Below are 16,385 nucleotides of genomic sequence, written 5' to 3' on the forward strand. Positions count from 1 at the left end.
AGGACTTTTGTCGAGAAACTAAACGACAACTGCTCACTGGTTAGTGAGTCTTGGACGAAAGGGTCTATCAAAGGCCAGAATATGTGGACGAAAGAGCAGTCTCGAAAGCCGATCGCCTGCCCTTGATATGAGCTATAGCGGCTGACTTTGAAGGGGGAGGGGTTACAGGATTTGCGTTATCGGGAGGACGCATCCACTCACTGGTGTGGCGTTTTGCCTTAATAATGAGTAGGGTTTCGTTGAGTTCCGCTTTGTGCAGGAGCGATCGATAACTAGCAATGGAGTAGGAAAGCGGATGTTCTCAGAAGCTGAAATACAGAACGAGTTTTTAAATTTGCCGAACCGGAGGCTTCTTCATTTCGGCCAGAGCATTATCAATCTTGAGCATGTGTCTGAGATTTTGAGGTCCGACGGGGAACGCAAGATCGTCTTCTATTTTACGAATGGAAGGAGGCGGGCGTACCCCTATGAAACTCAAAGCAGTTATTCCTTTGCGCTACACATATTGGATCATTGCATTGAGAAGAATCTCCTGCGTCTTAAACTGACTCCTGCCTGTTATGCCAAGTGGGAAGGTTATAGGGTTGCCGAAATCGACAAGACCCGCTCTTAAGCAGCGGCGTGGAGCTGAGATAACCGCCATGGATCATTGGCCCTAGCCAGTGCAGCCATTGGCGGCGGGCTGACACTGTTACCGCACATGTGCACCTGCTGGGTCTTGGTGAACGGCTTGCCGTCGGCACCGTGGCTAATGATGTAGTCGGCCGGGAAGCCCTGGGCCTTGTATAGTTCGGACGGCTTCAGCATCCGCAGGCAGATGTCGACGATTACGTAGGGCGTGCCCTGAACCATCACCGTGACCATGGCCAGACGGTCCTTTGTGGTGATCGTCGGCGCCGGCGAGTCACAGGCGCTGATGTTCTCGGTGCCGTAGTAGCTGATCAGGAAGGCGGCAACGCGCAGGGCGCCTGCTTCATGCTCTGGCGAGAGGGTGAGCGACACCAGTGAACTCTTGCCGCCGCCACCGGCGGTGATGGTCGGCGCCGGATCATCCAGGCGCTGGCCCACGCTACCGCCGAATGCCCGCTCCATGAATGCGCTGACCAACCCGTGGTGCTGGCCGCCGGCGCTCACGGTGTGCAGCGGGTCGTTTACGTCCCGCGCATCGCAGTTGCCACGCAAGTGCACCAGGTTCGCCACCGCCAGTTGCTGCTGACTGCCGGTGTTGGTCACCGTGGTCAATGGGTCTTCGATGCTTTTGGCGGCCGTGGTGTTGAAGCCGCCATTCATCTGCGCCATGAACACCGTGGAGATGCCCATGGCGTGAGCGGCCCCGGCCGGGCGCTGATAGTTGCCGCCGCTGGTGATGGTCGGCAGTGGTTCGTCCAGCGCCTTGCCCGCGTCATCGAAGCGGAACTTCACTAGGTGTGCCGCTGCGATCGCGCGGTGGTTCTGGGTCATCAGCGTGCCCACCGGCTGGTCAATGCCCACCGGTTTGCCTGAATACTCGGGTCCACCGACCCCAACCATCAACGGGCTGATCAGTGTCAGTTCGCCGCGGTTCTCGCAGGTAACTGTCGGCAGCGGGTCAAGCGGGTCATTGATGCGATCGCTGCCCTGATGCGTAGCCGGTGCGATGATAGGGCTGACCACCGAGAAGGCGCCTCCCTTTGGGTAGGAGGTGACGGTGCGCAGCGGCTCGTCGGCCGATTGCACAGTCTCGCCTGACCAGTTGGCAATCGGCACAATAAACGGCGCCGCGCTATCGATTACGAACTTCTTCATGCCCTTGGCAACACGGCGCAGGGTGGCCGGCGCCAGGTCTTTCTTGCGACCGAAAATGCTTTTGCCCAGGTCAGTGAAGTCGATACAGTCAGCGGCGGTTTTCCACTTCTGCTGGCCTTTGCCGGGATGTTTGGCATGGGTTGGCTCAGGCCACACGATTGGCTGACCGTCGCACCGGGCGATCATGAACAGGCGCTCCCGGCTGGTCGGCGCGCCGAAGTCGCATGCCCTGATTACCTTCCACTCTACGGCGTACCCCATGCCCTCCAACAGGGCCACGAATCGGCGCCAGGTCCGGCCGCGCTGCTTCGGATCAGGGATCAGGAACTGCTGGCCCACCGGCACAACTTCACCTGGTGCCGCAATCTCGCCGCCGATCTTCACCACACGGCCGGTGGCCTTGTCGCGCTTGGCGATCAGTCGGCCCCACTGCAGGATCTGCTTCACGTTCTCCAGGCTGATCACGCGCGGCCGTTTCATGCCCGCCCACTTGAGGCCGATCCACGAAAGGTTGCGGATCTCGCGCTTGCGCGGTTGTCCGCCGGCCGCCTGGCTGTGGTGCGTGCAGTCCGGCGACATGTGGAACCAGCCCACGGCCTTGCCGCCACACTCGGTGTCTGGATCACCCTCGAACACGTCGGTAGTGAAGTGCTGGGCGCCCGGGTGGTTCATGGTGTGCATGCTGATCGCTTGCGGGCTGTGGTTCTTGGCCACGTTCACGGTGCGGCCCAGGCCCATTTCCAAGCCGGTACCGGCGCCGCCGCCACCGCAGAAGAAGTCGACAACGATCTCATCGTCCTGAGGGTTGAAGCCGAGTCCGTATTGGGTTTTGAAATCGAAGGCGTGTTTCTTCTGTTGTGCGGACATAGGGGATCCTCTGGATGTATAGTTCCAGCTTTACAGGGAGAGTTATACATGCGTGCTGCGTTAGCGATATTTGGGGCTCTAGTATTTTGTACTTTGGCATCCCTATCCTTTTACTTACTATGGATAGGGAAATTCACAGGAGCTGAATTTACCGCTTTCGTTGTGTCGTTTGCGGTGCTTTCTCTAGCAGTAGGTTTTGCTCCAGAGATTCAAGAAGTTTCCATTGCGGGTAACGTTGTAAAGTTAAAAGAAGTCAAAGCAGAGGCTCTTCGGGCCATCGAAAGTCTTAATAAATCCAGAGTAGAGACACTCCGAGTTCTGCTCGGGCTGGCCTTGAGAACGGAAGGAGGGTTTGCAAACGAAGCCGAAATAGATCCGAGAATTCCCGGCTTCTGGCGCTTGATTGACCTCGCCACTGAGTACAAATGTTTGGGTGAATTAAAATCGGAAGTGTTACTTGGAGTAGCTGTGCTGCTCAGGGGGCAAATTTCCGTAATTCATCAAAGAAGCACAAATTCTGAACTTCGTGCAACATGTGGACTTGGCGACACTCTAGACCCGGTCGAACTAACTGCTATTGCTCTTGATCCGGTTGGTATTAAGGAGTACGCAGAATCCCGCTCGAAGTCATTCGATGAGATTCGGGCTGAGATAAAAGTAGCGCTGGAACAATATTTTAAGCTTTTCGAATTGAAGAGAAAAATTGAAGATTAATGTAAAGTCAGGTTTTAGTGATTGCTACGATTTTCCATCTGTATTTGCCGGTGGTAGCCCTGCGTGATATGGGGTATTACGGGTGACCGGCATGGAGCCGGATCAAGGAGAGAGTAGAATGAGCGATCAAAAATTTACTGTTGGCGACCTGCAGTACCAATTGAAAAACCTAAATCCAGAGGATGAGCTTCAATTCGATGGCGGGGTGACCTTCAACCGTATCAAGCGTCGCGGAGATGATCTGCAGGTGTTGGAGTTTTGCGAGCCCCAAGCCTACTTGGATGAAGAGTTCCGTAAGAACAATCTTCACATTCAAGTGGCATTCGTGCGCGCTGAGGCTTTTGATGAAGGTGAGATTATTCGAGAGGTAGACGTCGGTATACGCTAACTCTGCATATGCTCCGGTTACCGCATGCATCGAGTAGGGTGGGTTATGCTGGTGTTTCGATTTCGTCGTCAGGCTCGGGTGGGTCGTCGACGAGCGACTTCAGGCCCGCTGCCATGATGATCTGCGACACCTTTTCAGTAACCACAAAAGGTGTTGTTCATGCCATTGCACCCGTCTAGCGATACTGGATCTTCTGGAGCGGATGCGCGGGCTATATCGACAACTCCCTGAGCTTGCGCTCCGTTGCCCTGTCAAACTGAAGGATAAGTACCTCGCCTTGCTCTTCTGTGATTGCGCCTACGCATGTCAGGCCGATCACAAAGCCGTGAGCTTTCGCACCGTATTTAACAGCCAATATCATTGATCCAGCAGTCTCTATCTCTCTAAGAATTTTTTCTGCAGGACGTAGCGCTGCGACTGGCAAGTCGAAACTGTCACTGGTCATCATCGACTCCACACACAAGGTTCTGAGGCTTTATGCCACGCGGGGCTTTTAGCCCTCTAAAAAATCATGACTGCCCCGGTAAGGCGGGGTTCAAAAAATGAAATGGTACGGCTGACGAGCTCAGACTGGCAAAAATATTCGTCGCCCGCCAGCCGCTTCTGCGCAGCTTTGGCCGATCGTTCCTGAGCAGTCTTGGCCATGGCCTACCTCTTCTATTTCATATGCTGGCAAATCAAGCCATGTCTGACGGCGACGCTGTCGCACTTGGTTATTGATGCGCCTCATGGGGGGGCGAACTTGAAGCCGTTCTCCTGAGCGATCAGCGTCACGCGCTTGATGTAAGTACCCAGGTTCTTTGCTGCCATGCTTGTTGTAATGCCTTCGACTGCGTTTGCTCGTACATTAGCTGCCAGAATGGTCGTGTCCTCGTTTGTGTTGGGCAACAACCGCCGAGGGGTACGGCTCGATCTCGGCGAACCAGGCGGTGCGCACGCCCAGCGGGTGCACGCTTGTGTCGCAGCCTTGATGCCGCTGCACATAGAACCGTATCTGATATCGGACATATGGGAACCTCGTCGGCTGGCTTGATGTTGGTTTTAGGAGTATTGGTATTTGAATAACTCATCCAGGCAGGAGGCCTATATGAGACTGCAAAGCGATATCGATGCACTCGCAGCAATCGAGGAAGATGCAGGCGAGATGCTCAAGTGGATTGGTCTTCCAGACGACAGGCAGAAACTGGAGATCGTAATTTGCTTGCGGCAAATAATTGATCTGGCGACATATAGAAAGGAGGTTAGCGAGTATTCGGAGCCATTGGCGCGATAGTGCGTGGTTGGTTTGATTCGTTTAAGTGGGTGGTATGCTTTGCTGCTTATCAAACAGGGACAGTGGTAATGGCCAGTAAAAAGCTTGAAGCGTTCCGCGAGTGGTTCATCCCCAAGCATCGGCGTCGAGTGGGTGGTGCTTTTCTGATTACATGGATCAGCGGACTTGTTTTGTATCCAAGCAACAACTGGATCTACGTATTGATTCCAGGAGTGATAATTTTCTTTAGTGCTTGGCCCTCGATAGTTCACGACAAGCGCTGAGGCGCGGCCTGTCATGCCTGGCTGGCGTGATTCGTTGATATGGGGTATTACGGGTGACCGGCATGGAGCCGGATCAAGGAGAAACGCTATGTTTGTGCCGCTAGACGGTCCGGAATTCCCAGCAAATGCTTTCCGTTTTAGAGACAGGCTGATTCGATACACATATCGAGTTGATGCCATAAGCGGAATTGTGGGCGGCGTGGATATCGACGCTAAACTCGAAGATGCGGATGGCGAAGAGCGCATCTATACGCTGCGTGGTGAGTGGCACTCAAAGGAAGAGGCTCTCTCTGCTGCTCAGCAGTGGACGATCAGGCATTTCGATAGGGCTGAGGAGGAATAACCTCATCGCCTGGGTCTTGCTGAATCATTTGCATACTCTTTCGGTGAAACTCCCGCGCCACGGTTTGCGATATGTCGATTTCGTGGCGCGGCGGTTCCAGCAGAGCCTTGGCCTTGTCGCCCAGCGCATGCAGGTGATGAATCATCAGCGTCAACGCCTCGCCCTGCTCAGTAATGCCTGACCACTCCATCAGGTCGGCCAAGGCTTGGCGCGTGCCGGGGCGAACCCTGAGCCTCAATTCCTCTTCTGCATTCGCCACGCGCTTCCTGGCAGTTTTGGCCGAGCGCTTGTCCTGCGGTACTGCTGCCATGGCCTACCTCTTCTATTCCGCTGGCCGGCAGTGCGAGCCAGGTTTGTCGTTTGCGTTGCTGGGTGCGGGCTATGCGACGCATGAATCGACCTTCACCTGGCTCCAGGCGCCGACCGCTTCGAAGATCCGCGCGGCGTGCGCCTCATCCAGCGACATCGCTTCCGGAATGGCGATCCAGCCCGAAGCCACCATCTGGCTTTGATTGGCCTCGTTGCGCAGCTTCTTGTAGCAATGCTCGATCACGCCTTCCAGGTGGTCGGAGAGGTAAACGCCATCGGGCGCTACCTCCACCGACTTGCTGTAGCGGTCGCCGCGGGCGTCGATGCAAAGCGCGCTGAGATAGATCGTCCAGTGGTGGGGGATACCGCAGACGGCCTGGCCAATCTTTCCCGGCGCGATGCTCTTCAGCGACTTGTAATTGATCATGCCTTGGCGGCCGCTGGGGTCGATGTTGACCACTGCTACGTGGTTGGTGGCCAGCAGCGACCGGCAGGACCGGTCAATGCGGGCTTTGAGGTTGTGCGGCTTACGCTTGCTCATAAAGCCTCCGCGAGTTTGCGCAGCGCTTCACGCTCGGCCCGCGTGATGGGCGGCTTGCGGCGCTTGAGGATGGTTGTCGGGTCGATGATTTCCGAACGCTTCGCCGGGTTTGGATTGATCGGCGGGCTATCGCCGATGGTGAGTTTCCCGCCGGCCGCCAGGTGTCGACGGACCTGACTGGAAAGCTCCAGCGCTTTCTCGCGCCGAAACTCGATGTCTGATTTCAGGTTACTGATCATGATCAGGCTCCTAGGCGATGGGCTTGCGCCCGGGCTTTGTCCGCGACTTCATCGACCATCCTGCCAAGCTCCAGATTGAACTGGACCAGCTCTTGATGAAGCATCGCGATGTACTCCTCATCGCGCTCGATGGTCTCGATATACAGCCGGCAGTCTTCATCCTGGCGTGGATCAAATGACAGGAAATCCCACCACTCCCGGCCTGTGACGAACATGCAGCCCTGAACCTGCGGCTTATGTTCCTCGGGCATGCCTTCCAGCCAGGTGCGGACGTGGACGGCCTCATTGAATGGGCATTTCGACTCAATACCCCCGTCCTCGCCAATCAAGCCATCCGGCGAACAGCCCAGCCAGCCGTATTTTGGATGAACTACGAAGCCCGACTTGATGACGTTATTGCCCGTCAGGATTTCGTAGAAGTCGTGACTCGACTGCTCAACCTCGGTTCCCCAGGCCATCGACTTGCTGCTGACTGAATGTTTCGATCGGTTGGCCAGGCGCTCAAAAGCGAGCTCCCGCATGTAGGTGGTACGGGCCGCAAGCGGCTTCCGTTTACCGTGCTTATCACGGTCGCCCCATGCAATCACATCCTTGAACCGGCTGGCGGTGAGTCGCCCACTGCGATCCTGGTGCCACTGCTCGGTGCGCTGAAGCTCTACGGAGGCGTTCATTGAGCATCGTCCTCACTATTGACGACGGCAGCAGCGTCGGCGCTATCGCTAACAGTTGTGAACTCGGCGTCGATGGTTTGTGCAATGGTCTTCAGTTCGCCGTGACGGGTCACGCCAATGGCGCCGCGCTGCTGTGGTTTCAGGGCTTTCCAAGCTTTTTCATACCCCTCAATGCCCTGCTCTTGAGCGATTTTTTTCAGCTGTTCAAAAAGGTCGGACGTCGCATCTGTTGTGTCGCCCTGGGGTACTGAGGCGGCACCTACGTCAGCGGGCTTTTCGCTGGTAGATCTCGGGGTAACGTCTGTTTCCGGAAGCGTATAGCCGTCGTCCAGCTCTTCGCGGGTGTACACACCCAGGATCACGTCAGGGCAGTACAGGCGAGCCCATTTTTTGAGGGCGAGGTAGGCGATCTGCTGCTTAGGATCGTCTGCCCACAGCGTCGAGTTCCGGGTTCGTGCCTGAGTCATCAAGGTGGTCAGTTCGCGCGGGGTATCCTCGCCCACGAACGTAGCCCAAACGCGGACGCCCAACCCTTTCTCGTCATTAATGTTCCAGTTTGGGACGCGATACTTTTTTGGCTGCCCGTGGTCATCCGTTTGTTTTTTGCTCTCGATCTCGCGGAAATTGCCAATGATTTTGTCCCAGTCGCCAAACCACTCGTAGTGGATTCGATCAATGGTAGGGGCCCGGGTGGTGATGACCGCGTTGACCAGTTGAGCTTCATAGCTTAGTTGGCCGCCGTTAACGATGAAGGTCTTCTGCGCCACTTGGAATGGGTTCATTCCCCACTGCATGGACTGCATTATCACTGCCATGCAGTCAGCGGTGTTGCCGTGAAAGTGCTTCGGCAGGGTGGTTTTGCCCCCTGCCATGATGCCCGCGAGCTCAGTCATCGACTGCATGCTGTCGCGGTTTAGGATCAGCCCAGTCGGGCTGGTGTCCATTGGTACGGTAGAAATCTGGGTTTGGGCGTTCATTGCAACTCCATAGCCGACGACTTTGGTCGGCCTCCGGGGTGGTTTCAGGGTTCTTTAGAACGACATGGCGCGCAGCCAGGCAGAGGCCTCGTCATTGGTGACGCAGAAGGCCATGGCTACGACCTCGACCACTTCGCTGGCGCTTGGAATGTTCGAATCAGCAAGTGCGTCCGCCGCTGGGGCCGGATCAACCGCCGATACAACCGTTTGTGCTGGGGCAGCAATCACTGGAGCCGTAACGACAGCCGCTGCTGGAGAGGGCGCAGCAGCCTGGGCACGCAGACGGACCAGCTCTTCCTGGTCACGCTGATACTGCGCGTCACGTTCACGCTGCTGGCGTTGTTGTTCTTCCATGTCGCGGCGCTGCTGGTCCAACTCGTCCTGCTGCTTCTTCAAGCGCAGACGGTCTTCCTCGGCGCGCTGCTTACGCAGCTCTTCAGCCTCTGCGTCGGCGAGGCGTTGCTTCTCGCGCAGCTCATCCAGCTCTTTCTGCTGGGCCAGCAGCTTGGCAGCCGCTTCTTCTCGGTCAATGGCAGCCTTGTGTAGCGCTTCCAGCTGCTCAATTGCGTTGTCGCGAGCGATGGTGCCTTCGGCTTCAAATTCGCCATATTCTTCGGGTAGGATCACCGACTCCTTAACTCCCTGCAGAATTCCGGCTACGTCGACAGCGCTGCGGCTTGCGTATGCGGCAGCGACAGAGCTGAAGCGGGTAATCTTGGCCCGGATGGCTTCGACACGCTCAGCCTCGACACGCTCGCGCTCTGCCTTGGCATCAGCAATACGCTTTTCTTCGGCCTTGATCGCTTCATCGACAGGCTCTTCAATTGCCAGTACACGGCTCTTGAGCGTTTCACCGAACTCCTTTACTTGATTGACGCGAGCCTGAGCTTCTTTGACCTTTTGCTGATATGGCACCAACGCGGTTTTGGTGGTCTTATCCAGGGCGTAGCGCACATCACGGATGTCGACGCGAACTTCCTTCGCGCTCGCCAAACCTTCGCTCGTCGAACAGTCAACGACTAGCTTCGCGTAGGTTGTTTCCAGGCGAACGATTTGCTCTTCATGCGGCCGATACTCCGCGATGTCGGTCACAGCGACAGCAGGGGCAATGGACTTCTTGGAGTCTTTGGTTTCACTCGCTTCGAGCGATTCTTGTGCGAGTGCTTGGTTGGTATTTTTGGACATGACGATCCCTCGCCGCGCCTGGCGCAGCATTGAAAGTGTTGTGGTGGGGTGGCGGCGTTAAGCAGCGGAAGCGATAGAGGCGTTGTAGTTGGCGTAAATCTTGTCGATGCGAGAGCGGAAGTACCGATGCTCGTTGTCGTCTATAACCCGCAACATGAAAGCCAGGGTTACGCAAGATGTGGCCGCCGCGCTGGCGTTTGGCTTACCCAAGTCGAGAATCATGTTTTCGATCTCGCCTTCGATCCAGCTCACGGCTGTCTGGTGATTTCGCTGATTAAGTTCCATGCTTCACCTCGATGGGCGGACATATCAGTTCCATCTGAGCCATGGCCAGACCGATGCGCAGTTTGAGACTGGCCCGCTCCTTGAGTTGCCGCGCCTCGCGCTCTGCTAGTTCTACTGCGGTGTATTCGTGGAACAGGTCGACGTGCTGCCTTTTCCCGAAGTTCGGCAGATCCCAGCGCCTGTCTGATTCCCTGGCCTGGGCGCTATCCGCGTAGCTGGTTGGCATGGCGAGTCTCCAGGTGCCGGGCGAGGGCGCATGCTTCGTTGTGATCGCGACGGAAACCCATGACCCTGTCGGTCTGGCTGTCCACCACATGGAAGAAGTCGCGGCCCGCCGGCTTGACCATCATCCGGAAGGTAACCACCGGCTCCGGCCGATCAATCAGCCGGTAGAACTCAGCAGTGGCGATACGGGAACGCTGGCGCAGACCATCGACAATGTCGCGGCGCGATTGGATGTCAGGGTGCATAGTCGCCTCCAGGGTGGCGTTAGTCGGTGTAAGCGATGTACCTGAATTTCCCGTTCCCGAAGTGTTCGAAGCGACCACCGAAGGTGCCAATCACCAGATTTTGCACTTCTTCCCGGGTCGTGCCTTTGGGATAAGTGCCCTCACAGACCTGCGATGAATTGGTGTGTGATTTAATCCTGTAGTCGATTTTTGTCGGGTCAAGAGGCCTTGGCTCCCAGCTCCGATAGTTGCCGGTCGTCTTATCCACGTTGACGATGAAGTCGTTGATAATCTCGTCGTCCGCCTCATCCCATTCACATGCATCACAGAAGTGGCGCGGCGCCGTACAAGCGGAGCAGGGCGGGCTGATATGGCAGCTGCAGTTTTCTGCTTTGCGCATTTGGATGAAGCCTTTACAGCACTTGCGGCGGCAGGTATCGCCTTCGCAATATCCGAAATCGCTCATGGCGACCTCCAGTGTTTGGGGTTAGGCGGAAGCGGCGATGGGCACAGCCTCACGAAAGCGCGAAGGGCTCCAGTCACAAGACTCGTCAGCAGGGATGTGGCCGAACATCGCTGTGCAGCGGTTGCAGTGCACGCAGTCGCCGCAGGTCTTGCCCTCTGGCAGGTTCATCTGGTCGGCGTTGTCGGCAGATCGCGGGTATGGCGCTCGTTGTTCAGGCATGACTCTCTCCATTCGTTGGTTCACCTGTATTCGTCAACACTCATGCCTCCCGCTGGTTGCCGATGGGCGCGGGGGAGGAGTGCTGACGTAATAGAGGTGGGGAAGGGTGCCCAGGCCCGCTACTGGCGACGGCCTGGGTTTGTTGCGTCAGCGGTGTGGCCCGTTGCCCGCTGCTTATTGCAGGGCTGGCCGGTCGTCTTCGTTGGTTGGCGGTGAGCTTCCTCCCCAGGGCTTCAATCAGCATCTGTTCGCCTTGGATCACAGGTCCCTACAACATGCACGCTGCAGCTCGTTTGCCCGGTTAGGTGGGCAGGGTGCATGAGGTCCGGCGTTCCCAGCCGAGGCTATCGGGATCGCTAATTCAAATCTTGTGGAGCTGGCCGTGACCCGCTACTGGCGTCGGTCACCGGCTTGAATCAAATGTCACTCCAGCCGCGGGCCTTTCGGCTTGTTCTCCCGCTGGATAACTGTTCTTGGCGCTTTACGCTGCACGCCCGGGCCAGTTGCCAACCCTCTGAACCGTTTAGGCCGGTTCATCGCTGCCTTTGAATCTGGGCCGGTGGTGATCCGGCAAGGGTGAAGCTGTGTGACTAAAGAGCGGCCAGGCCCTGAGGCCCTGTCGAGTCCCTGTTGGGTGACTCGATGGAGTAAATATAAGTGAGCTTATTTTATTCGTCAATAAGCTCGCTTATATTTTTAATCGAAGGCAATAAAAAGCCCGCTCAATGGCGGGCTCACTTATGCGTCGCAGTATTCTCGCCAGCCGATCCTGACTGTTCCTCCTTCCAGGGTCTCGACCCGGACGCCGGCCGTTTCGCTGATCTCATCCAGAAGGCGTTGCCAGTCTTCGGGCGCTTCATGCTCCAGCCTACACACGGTCACCGCCTGGTACTTCTGAACGCCTGGAGAGGCAATCAGGGCTTGTAGGCGACGGCCGGCCGCCTCGTACGAGGATGGCGGTTTCGAGGTGGTAAACACTGGATTTTGCATGTGACTCTCCTGGTCATATACTGGATATATGTACAGTATTGATGGCGTGCGATTTTGGCAAGCTGCATTTGGATTCATAATGCATTTATGCATAGATGGTCTAAGGGGGACTTTCCTCCACGCAAGAAAAAGCCCGCAAAAGCGGGCTCTGGTAGCCTGCTGGTGTCAATCGCTAATCGGTGGGTATTTGCCGCTCACCGAGTCCCTATAGACGATCTCGCTGAATAGCCTGGGTCCGTCGCGCATCGTCACAAGGGCTTGCTTGGCCTCTTCCTTAGTTTCAAATGGGCCGGCACCTACAGCCAGGCCGATCATCGAAACAACCGGGAGTCCGGTGCCGGTAATGGCTTCAATGGTGCTTTGCTGCTCTTCCTCGTCCCGGCAGGTAGTCGAGGCGACCCATCCATTTTTTAGCCTTGGGGCGACTGCCGGCTCAACATCCGCTCCGCAGTGCTTGCACTTGATCGCAGCAGTCTTGATGCTCTCGGCACACATAGGGCAGGGGCGAGCATCTTTCTCTACCTGGGCGGCAGCAGGGGAGCCTCTACCGCCCAGCAAAACCATGAGCAGGCCGGCGATCCCAATCACTCCGCCAACTATGGTGTGGATCTGTCGGTCCGCCATGAGCCCCAGGTTATTCACTCTGCCGCCGGCACCAGTCGGCACGGACACGTCCATGCTCAGCGCGAAGATCAGCCAGCACGCGCCGATGATCAGTGCGAACGTCCCAAATCCTTTCATTGGATCCCTCCCATAATTGAGTCAGCACTTTACCATCCGTGGCTTACAGCCACCATTGGCGATCAGGACCGCCCCAGGTAGATCGCGGACACTCGCTGACTGGCCTGGATAGAAAGCCAGTAGCGACCCAAGTAGGAGCGTAGTACGGTCGGCTTTCAACAAACTGCCCGGTCCGTCGCTTGATAGACCACGGAGCGGGACACTCATGGCATGGAGGTCAAATGGACGTTACTCGACAGATCAAGAAAGAAGAATTGGATGCAGCCCTGGTAGCGTTTGCCCGTTATAAAATCGGAGAGATAAAAATCTTCGATCTGGAGCAGGCAATGAGCTTTGAAGTAGGCGAGGCCCTATCTAGAAGCGGGTTGGTCAGGTTTTCAATTGCGAAGATGGTGTCCGGTCGTTATCGCATCAGCGATGAAGGGGAGAGTGCGATCACAAATGCAGGTCGGGATCGCCTCGAGGTGATCCGAGGATGAAGCGGCTTGGCGATCAATAGGCAGCAAAATCCCGATCAGCTGGGCTGAGGATTAGACCGGGTAGGGCGTCAGTCCGGCCCTTGGGCCTTCAGCTTGGCCAAGCCTTGCTTGATGTGGCCGGCGTTGTCGCCAATGGTCTCCAGGGCCCCGCGGACATTCTCGTCTACGTGGGGGCCGCCATGGTTAGCGGTCCACATCGACAGCTCCATGATGGCTGCCTCCAGAGCGAGCTGGTTCTCGTAGATGCGTTCGAGTGTGTCGGTAAGGGAATATTCGCGGGAGGGCATTGCGTGGTCTCCAGTAGACGGAATGGAAAGCATAGCCGCGGACAAAAAAATGGCCCGCTTATGTGCGGGCCTAATGGGAATTCTTCAAAGGAGTATTGCGACCTTACCCCCCGTCGTGTAAATGCCAAGTGAAAAGGATGTCGAAAAAGCAGAAAGCCCTCCATTAGATTTCTCCAGTAATTGAGCCCCACTTCAATTCGTCGCGTACAGCCATCGTTGGCATGCTGTGGATTTAGATCTGAGGGCGGGCGGAGTCAAGAAGCCTGGCGCATGGCTAATCTTGCGTTTTAACTCGGTAAAGGCCACTTTCTCCGGCAGCCAAACCGTCGCGGATGAACATCATGTAAGGCGTCTTTTTCGGGTATTTGGAGCGACTTCTGCTTTCGCTTTCGGAGGGGTTGTCTGGGCTCCCGGCCGCGAACTGCCAGAGTACAAAACCCTCACCCCATAGTGCGCATTTCAGTGGGGTCACCTTCCCTCCCTCAGCGAGCATCTCGTTCTTCACTTCATCAGGCAGTCCAACCTGCACTGGCATGCGCTCCCAAGAGTCTGGAGCGTCACCCGGGGCAAGCGCTGCAAAGCCATTGCCATCTTTTACGACTTTCAATACCGCTTCTCCATTTGGCTTGTTGGCAAAACTTCCGATGAAGCTTTCGCACGAATATTCAAAGGCCAATATGGAACTGCTGAAGCTCAATACAAGCGGTAGAGCGACGAGTGAGCAAAACGGAGCACTGATTTGCAAAACTGGCAAACGAAGAAAAGTGCGCATGAATATCCTTTTGGGAGGTGCTTTGATTAGGGACTCGGTCCTTCACTGAAAAAGCGGCTTATGGGTCCCGCACAAACCCTGCCGCCTCCACCTCATCCCCGCGCGCCGTAGAAGTGGTTCAGTGCTATCAGCTCAACCACAGCCACGAAAACGCACAGCACAACGAAGCCGGGGCTGAATACGCGCTTGCGATTGGATGAGCCTCCGCCCAGCCAGCCCGCGTCGGAAGCGCCAGGAATCACCATGAGCAACGTCAGCCAGGCCCAAACCCCAACCTTGCTCCAGAAGCTCTGCTCTCGCCATGCGGTCATTTTTTATGTTCCGCAGCCCTAGTTATCCGGCCGGCCTTCACCTCGTCGGCATAACCCACCACTCTATCCGCTTCTTCGTAGAGCGTACCTACCAACCCCATCAGGGCTATGGCGTCGGCATCGCTCAGCTTTTTCGCAAGCTTGCCTAAGTCGATGCAGGACTGTTCAAGGTTGAAAGAAATAGCCTTGAGGTCGCGGCGTAGCTGCTGGTTGGGTTTGGTGAGGGGCATGGCTAATCCTCGAGGATTGTCAGTAAAACTTCTGCAGCGCCTGCACTACCACGCCCACGATCCGGCAATTCTCATCGACCGCCTCGATGGGGTAGCTTGGATTCAGCGGCTTCAAGAACAGCCGGCCGCCGTCGCTGACCAGCTTCTTGAATGTTGCTTCGTTGCTGTCCGGGAGTTTGGCCACGACCAATCTACCTGGGGCAACCTCGGCCTCAGTGTCCACCAGGATCAGCGTGCCCTCGGTGATGCTCTGTCCAGCGGGCGACGTCATTGAGTCGCCTTTGACCTCGAGCCAGAACGCTGGGCCCTTCGAGTTGTACTCGGAAAACTCGTAGCGATCCGAAATACCAACAGGGTAGGGCTCGACCGCCTCAGCCCAAGATCCGGCAGACACCCAGCTGATCACTGGATAGCGGAAGCTCTGAGGATTCTGGGCAGCCAGCGATACGTTCGACTCTTCCTTTTTTGAGTCAATGACCATGGGGCCAATATCGTCCGACAGCCAAATAGCACTCACGCCGCATATGTGGGCGAATTTTGGAAGGTGTGCGCTTTGAAGGTTCTTGCCTGTCTCCAGCTGGGAGATCAGGGGCTGCTCAACACCGGAAACCGTCGCCAGTTTTGCCTGGGTCAGCTTCGCGTGTTTCCGCGCTTCTTTTAGACGTTCTGCAAGTGTGCTCATGCACATGAATTTATAAGTTCCCTTATCGGCTTGCAAATAAGCGTGCTTCTACTTAGGATATAAGCAGGCTTATCAGGAGGGCTCTCATATGACCCCTATCGAAAGGCTCGTCGACTTTTTCGGCGGGCAAACAAAAACCGCTTTAGCACTCGACGTTTCTCAGGCCGCAGTTTCGTACTGGGTTTCCGGGATTCACCCGATGCGTGCCGAAAAGGCATTCCTGGCAGAAGAGCTGACCAACGGAAAGATAACCGCTCGTGAGCTATGTACGCGTCAGAAGGCTGCCAGATCAGCTGCCTGATATCCCGGTCCGCCAGTCCGTTGAGCAAATGATCGCCTCTGCACCGGCAGGGCGCCACGTAAAGAAATTCGAGGTGTTACATGCAGGAACTGATGAAGGCGATCTATGACGTGGTTGACGACCATGGGGCAGGGCGGATTGCAGAGGGTGCCGACTTCACCAGTCGCACGCTGGTCTCCCAAAAGGCGAACCCGCACTACGAAACCCACCGCATGAATGTGGAAGAGCTGCACCGGATTATGAAGTTCACCCAGGACTTCCGCCCATTGAAGGCGTGGGCTGAGACGTTTGGCTTTGACCTGGTGCCGAAGGACAAGCCCGAGGGTATCAACCTCAACTCCGCGCTTCTGCGCCTCCACGCCGATCTTGCTGACGTGACCCGCCTTGCGTTCGATGCCCAGGCCGATGGTCGCGTTTGTACCCGCGAGAAATCGGAACTGCTCAAAGAGGCTGAGGAGGTGATCGTCAGCCTGGAGGTGTTCAAGCAGTCGGTGAAGGCTGCATAGCAAAAATTCCCGCGCATGCGCGGAAATCAGTGCCCTTTGGCTTCGCACTATCAATTGAGCGGACCAGAAACCTAGGCACAAAAAAGCCGACGGTCGAGGTCGGCTAATTCGA

General features: G+C 56.3%; 28 protein-coding genes. 7 read left to right on the top strand and 21 right to left on the bottom strand.

What is annotated here, in order from left to right:
* Nucleotides 1-609: 609 nt before the first annotated feature.
* On the bottom strand, nt 610-2,652 hold the full coding sequence (locus NMB39_RS13795; RefSeq protein WP_494339052.1) for a DNA cytosine methyltransferase: 2,043 nt from the start codon (nt 2,650-2,652) through the stop codon (nt 610-612).
* A 48-nt stretch (nt 2,653-2,700) separates the two neighbouring features.
* On the opposite strand from NMB39_RS13795, the gene NMB39_RS13800 reads away from it, so the two are divergent.
* Entirely contained in the window at nt 2,701-3,366 is a 666-nt protein-coding gene (locus NMB39_RS13800; protein WP_494339051.1) for a hypothetical protein, read from the top strand.
* Between the two features lie 118 nt (nt 3,367-3,484).
* Nucleotides 3,485-3,754 (top strand): hypothetical protein, encoded by a 270-nt coding sequence (locus NMB39_RS13805; RefSeq protein ID WP_494339050.1) that lies wholly within the window; start codon nt 3,485-3,487, stop codon nt 3,752-3,754.
* Nucleotides 3,755-3,965: 211 nt separating this feature from the next.
* On the opposite strand, the gene NMB39_RS13810 is transcribed toward NMB39_RS13805, so the two are convergent.
* Both NMB39_RS13810 and NMB39_RS13815 read right to left on the bottom strand, forming a co-directional pair.
* Nucleotides 3,966-4,199, bottom strand: a complete 234-nt coding sequence (locus tag NMB39_RS13810; RefSeq protein WP_056847738.1) for a hypothetical protein — start codon at nt 4,197-4,199, stop codon at nt 3,966-3,968.
* A gap of 56 nt (nt 4,200-4,255) precedes the next feature.
* On the bottom strand, nt 4,256-4,399 hold the full coding sequence (locus tag NMB39_RS13815; protein WP_494339049.1) for a hypothetical protein: 144 nt from the start codon (nt 4,397-4,399) through the stop codon (nt 4,256-4,258).
* Between the two features lie 442 nt (nt 4,400-4,841).
* On the opposite strand from NMB39_RS13815, the gene NMB39_RS13820 reads away from it, so the two are divergent.
* Together NMB39_RS13820 and NMB39_RS13825 are read left to right on the top strand one after the other, a co-directional pair.
* Nucleotides 4,842-5,027 carry a hypothetical protein gene (locus tag NMB39_RS13820; RefSeq protein WP_056847740.1) on the top strand — a complete coding sequence of 62 codons (186 nt, stop codon included), beginning with the start codon at nt 4,842-4,844 and terminating at the stop codon, nt 5,025-5,027.
* A gap of 351 nt (nt 5,028-5,378) precedes the next feature.
* Nucleotides 5,379-5,633, top strand: a complete 255-nt coding sequence (locus NMB39_RS13825; protein WP_274358461.1) for a hypothetical protein — start codon at nt 5,379-5,381, stop codon at nt 5,631-5,633.
* Here NMB39_RS13825 and NMB39_RS13830 read toward each other — a convergent pair.
* The 13 genes from NMB39_RS13830 to NMB39_RS13890 all read right to left on the bottom strand — a co-directional run bounded on the left by NMB39_RS13830 (nt 5,602) and on the right by NMB39_RS13890 (nt 12,705).
* Nucleotides 5,602-5,943, bottom strand: coding sequence for a hypothetical protein (locus NMB39_RS13830; RefSeq protein WP_274358462.1), 342 nt, complete (start codon nt 5,941-5,943; stop codon nt 5,602-5,604). The genes NMB39_RS13825 and NMB39_RS13830 overlap by 32 nt on opposite strands.
* A 69-nt stretch (nt 5,944-6,012) precedes the next feature.
* Nucleotides 6,013-6,483: a hypothetical protein gene (locus NMB39_RS13835; RefSeq protein ID WP_494339048.1), complete on the bottom strand. Its 471-nt coding sequence runs from the start codon at nt 6,481-6,483 to the stop codon at nt 6,013-6,015.
* Nucleotides 6,480-6,722, bottom strand: coding sequence for a hypothetical protein (locus tag NMB39_RS13840; RefSeq protein ID WP_494339047.1), 243 nt, complete (start codon nt 6,720-6,722; stop codon nt 6,480-6,482). The genes NMB39_RS13835 and NMB39_RS13840 overlap by 4 nt, the downstream gene beginning before the upstream one ends.
* A gap of 2 nt (nt 6,723-6,724) precedes the next feature.
* Complete coding sequence (locus NMB39_RS13845) at nt 6,725-7,393, bottom strand: lambda exonuclease family protein (RefSeq protein WP_494339046.1); 669 nt, start codon at nt 7,391-7,393, stop codon at nt 6,725-6,727.
* On the bottom strand, nt 7,390-8,370 hold the full coding sequence (locus NMB39_RS13850; protein WP_494339045.1) for a RecT family recombinase: 981 nt from the start codon (nt 8,368-8,370) through the stop codon (nt 7,390-7,392). Before NMB39_RS13850 ends, NMB39_RS13845 begins: the two co-directional genes overlap by 4 nt.
* A gap of 54 nt (nt 8,371-8,424) precedes the next feature.
* Nucleotides 8,425-9,555 (bottom strand): coiled-coil domain-containing protein, encoded by a 1,131-nt coding sequence (locus NMB39_RS13855; RefSeq protein WP_494339044.1) that lies wholly within the window; start codon nt 9,553-9,555, stop codon nt 8,425-8,427.
* Nucleotides 9,556-9,612: 57 nt separating this feature from the next.
* Entirely contained in the window at nt 9,613-9,840 is a 228-nt protein-coding gene (locus tag NMB39_RS13860; RefSeq protein WP_494339043.1) for a hypothetical protein, read from the bottom strand.
* Nucleotides 9,830-10,066: a hypothetical protein gene (locus NMB39_RS13865; RefSeq protein ID WP_494339042.1), complete on the bottom strand. Its 237-nt coding sequence runs from the start codon at nt 10,064-10,066 to the stop codon at nt 9,830-9,832. Before NMB39_RS13865 ends, NMB39_RS13860 begins: the two co-directional genes overlap by 11 nt.
* Nucleotides 10,044-10,310, bottom strand: coding sequence for a hypothetical protein (locus NMB39_RS13870; RefSeq protein WP_494339041.1), 267 nt, complete (start codon nt 10,308-10,310; stop codon nt 10,044-10,046). Before NMB39_RS13870 ends, NMB39_RS13865 begins: the two co-directional genes overlap by 23 nt.
* A 19-nt stretch (nt 10,311-10,329) precedes the next feature.
* Nucleotides 10,330-10,755, bottom strand: a complete 426-nt coding sequence (locus NMB39_RS13875; protein ID WP_494339040.1) for a hypothetical protein — start codon at nt 10,753-10,755, stop codon at nt 10,330-10,332.
* Nucleotides 10,756-10,776: 21 nt separating this feature from the next.
* On the bottom strand, nt 10,777-10,974 hold the full coding sequence (locus tag NMB39_RS13880; protein ID WP_058410608.1) for a hypothetical protein: 198 nt from the start codon (nt 10,972-10,974) through the stop codon (nt 10,777-10,779).
* A 738-nt stretch (nt 10,975-11,712) separates the two neighbouring features.
* Nucleotides 11,713-11,964, bottom strand: a complete 252-nt coding sequence (locus NMB39_RS13885; RefSeq protein WP_494339039.1) for a DUF1654 domain-containing protein — start codon at nt 11,962-11,964, stop codon at nt 11,713-11,715.
* Between the two features lie 165 nt (nt 11,965-12,129).
* On the bottom strand, nt 12,130-12,705 hold the full coding sequence (locus NMB39_RS13890; protein ID WP_494339038.1) for a hypothetical protein: 576 nt from the start codon (nt 12,703-12,705) through the stop codon (nt 12,130-12,132).
* A gap of 221 nt (nt 12,706-12,926) precedes the next feature.
* Between NMB39_RS13890 and NMB39_RS13895 the strand changes: the two genes are divergently transcribed.
* Nucleotides 12,927-13,184, top strand: coding sequence for a hypothetical protein (locus tag NMB39_RS13895; protein WP_494339037.1), 258 nt, complete (start codon nt 12,927-12,929; stop codon nt 13,182-13,184).
* Between the two features lie 68 nt (nt 13,185-13,252).
* Here NMB39_RS13895 and NMB39_RS13900 read toward each other — a convergent pair whose 3' ends face one another.
* The 5 genes from NMB39_RS13900 to NMB39_RS13920 all read right to left on the bottom strand — a co-directional run bounded on the left by NMB39_RS13900 (nt 13,253) and on the right by NMB39_RS13920 (nt 15,472).
* A complete protein-coding gene (locus NMB39_RS13900; RefSeq protein ID WP_494339036.1) occupies nt 13,253-13,471 on the bottom strand; it encodes a hypothetical protein in 219 nt (72 codons plus the stop codon).
* Nucleotides 13,472-13,745: 274 nt separating this feature from the next.
* Nucleotides 13,746-14,243: a hypothetical protein gene (locus NMB39_RS13905; RefSeq protein WP_494339035.1), complete on the bottom strand. Its 498-nt coding sequence runs from the start codon at nt 14,241-14,243 to the stop codon at nt 13,746-13,748.
* Between the two features lie 92 nt (nt 14,244-14,335).
* Nucleotides 14,336-14,554 carry a hypothetical protein gene (locus NMB39_RS13910; protein WP_494339034.1) on the bottom strand — a complete coding sequence of 73 codons (219 nt, stop codon included), beginning with the start codon at nt 14,552-14,554 and terminating at the stop codon, nt 14,336-14,338.
* Nucleotides 14,551-14,784, bottom strand: coding sequence for a hypothetical protein (locus NMB39_RS13915; RefSeq protein WP_494339033.1), 234 nt, complete (start codon nt 14,782-14,784; stop codon nt 14,551-14,553). The genes NMB39_RS13910 and NMB39_RS13915 overlap by 4 nt, the downstream gene beginning before the upstream one ends.
* A 19-nt stretch (nt 14,785-14,803) precedes the next feature.
* Complete coding sequence (locus tag NMB39_RS13920) at nt 14,804-15,472, bottom strand: LexA family protein (RefSeq protein ID WP_494340591.1); 669 nt, start codon at nt 15,470-15,472, stop codon at nt 14,804-14,806.
* A gap of 82 nt (nt 15,473-15,554) precedes the next feature.
* On the opposite strand from NMB39_RS13920, the gene NMB39_RS13925 reads away from it, so the two are divergent.
* Together NMB39_RS13925 and NMB39_RS13930 are read left to right on the top strand one after the other, a co-directional pair.
* Nucleotides 15,555-15,767 carry a transcriptional regulator gene (locus NMB39_RS13925; protein ID WP_069868613.1) on the top strand — a complete coding sequence of 71 codons (213 nt, stop codon included), beginning with the start codon at nt 15,555-15,557 and terminating at the stop codon, nt 15,765-15,767.
* 80 nt (nt 15,768-15,847) lie between these two features.
* Entirely contained in the window at nt 15,848-16,273 is a 426-nt protein-coding gene (locus NMB39_RS13930; RefSeq protein WP_069868611.1) for a phage regulatory CII family protein, read from the top strand.
* Nucleotides 16,274-16,385 lie beyond the last annotated feature (112 nt).

Source organism: Pseudomonas sp. FBCC-B545 (assembly GCF_059134095.1).

Coding starts and splice junctions, on each gene's coding strand:
- NMB39_RS13795 (WP_494339052.1), bottom strand. CDS start 2,652: ATGTCCGCACAACAGAAGAAACACGCCTTCGATTTCAAAACCCAATAC.
- NMB39_RS13800 (WP_494339051.1), top strand. CDS start 2,701: ATGCGTGCTGCGTTAGCGATATTTGGGGCTCTAGTATTTTGTACTTTG.
- NMB39_RS13805 (WP_494339050.1), top strand. CDS start 3,485: ATGAGCGATCAAAAATTTACTGTTGGCGACCTGCAGTACCAATTGAAA.
- NMB39_RS13810 (WP_056847738.1), bottom strand. CDS start 4,199: ATGACCAGTGACAGTTTCGACTTGCCAGTCGCAGCGCTACGTCCTGCA.
- NMB39_RS13815 (WP_494339049.1), bottom strand. CDS start 4,399: ATGGCCAAGACTGCTCAGGAACGATCGGCCAAAGCTGCGCAGAAGCGG.
- NMB39_RS13820 (WP_056847740.1), top strand. CDS start 4,842: ATGAGACTGCAAAGCGATATCGATGCACTCGCAGCAATCGAGGAAGAT.
- NMB39_RS13825 (WP_274358461.1), top strand. CDS start 5,379: ATGTTTGTGCCGCTAGACGGTCCGGAATTCCCAGCAAATGCTTTCCGT.
- NMB39_RS13830 (WP_274358462.1), bottom strand. CDS start 5,943: ATGGCAGCAGTACCGCAGGACAAGCGCTCGGCCAAAACTGCCAGGAAG.
- NMB39_RS13835 (WP_494339048.1), bottom strand. CDS start 6,483: ATGAGCAAGCGTAAGCCGCACAACCTCAAAGCCCGCATTGACCGGTCC.
- NMB39_RS13840 (WP_494339047.1), bottom strand. CDS start 6,722: ATGATCAGTAACCTGAAATCAGACATCGAGTTTCGGCGCGAGAAAGCG.
- NMB39_RS13845 (WP_494339046.1), bottom strand. CDS start 7,393: ATGAACGCCTCCGTAGAGCTTCAGCGCACCGAGCAGTGGCACCAGGAT.
- NMB39_RS13850 (WP_494339045.1), bottom strand. CDS start 8,370: ATGAACGCCCAAACCCAGATTTCTACCGTACCAATGGACACCAGCCCG.
- NMB39_RS13855 (WP_494339044.1), bottom strand. CDS start 9,555: ATGTCCAAAAATACCAACCAAGCACTCGCACAAGAATCGCTCGAAGCG.
- NMB39_RS13860 (WP_494339043.1), bottom strand. CDS start 9,840: ATGGAACTTAATCAGCGAAATCACCAGACAGCCGTGAGCTGGATCGAA.
- NMB39_RS13865 (WP_494339042.1), bottom strand. CDS start 10,066: ATGCCAACCAGCTACGCGGATAGCGCCCAGGCCAGGGAATCAGACAGG.
- NMB39_RS13870 (WP_494339041.1), bottom strand. CDS start 10,310: ATGCACCCTGACATCCAATCGCGCCGCGACATTGTCGATGGTCTGCGC.
- NMB39_RS13875 (WP_494339040.1), bottom strand. CDS start 10,755: ATGAGCGATTTCGGATATTGCGAAGGCGATACCTGCCGCCGCAAGTGC.
- NMB39_RS13880 (WP_058410608.1), bottom strand. CDS start 10,974: ATGCCTGAACAACGAGCGCCATACCCGCGATCTGCCGACAACGCCGAC.
- NMB39_RS13885 (WP_494339039.1), bottom strand. CDS start 11,964: ATGCAAAATCCAGTGTTTACCACCTCGAAACCGCCATCCTCGTACGAG.
- NMB39_RS13890 (WP_494339038.1), bottom strand. CDS start 12,705: ATGAAAGGATTTGGGACGTTCGCACTGATCATCGGCGCGTGCTGGCTG.
- NMB39_RS13895 (WP_494339037.1), top strand. CDS start 12,927: ATGGACGTTACTCGACAGATCAAGAAAGAAGAATTGGATGCAGCCCTG.
- NMB39_RS13900 (WP_494339036.1), bottom strand. CDS start 13,471: ATGCCCTCCCGCGAATATTCCCTTACCGACACACTCGAACGCATCTAC.
- NMB39_RS13905 (WP_494339035.1), bottom strand. CDS start 14,243: ATGCGCACTTTTCTTCGTTTGCCAGTTTTGCAAATCAGTGCTCCGTTT.
- NMB39_RS13910 (WP_494339034.1), bottom strand. CDS start 14,554: ATGACCGCATGGCGAGAGCAGAGCTTCTGGAGCAAGGTTGGGGTTTGG.
- NMB39_RS13915 (WP_494339033.1), bottom strand. CDS start 14,784: ATGCCCCTCACCAAACCCAACCAGCAGCTACGCCGCGACCTCAAGGCT.
- NMB39_RS13920 (WP_494340591.1), bottom strand. CDS start 15,472: ATGTGCATGAGCACACTTGCAGAACGTCTAAAAGAAGCGCGGAAACAC.
- NMB39_RS13925 (WP_069868613.1), top strand. CDS start 15,555: ATGACCCCTATCGAAAGGCTCGTCGACTTTTTCGGCGGGCAAACAAAA.
- NMB39_RS13930 (WP_069868611.1), top strand. CDS start 15,848: ATGCAGGAACTGATGAAGGCGATCTATGACGTGGTTGACGACCATGGG.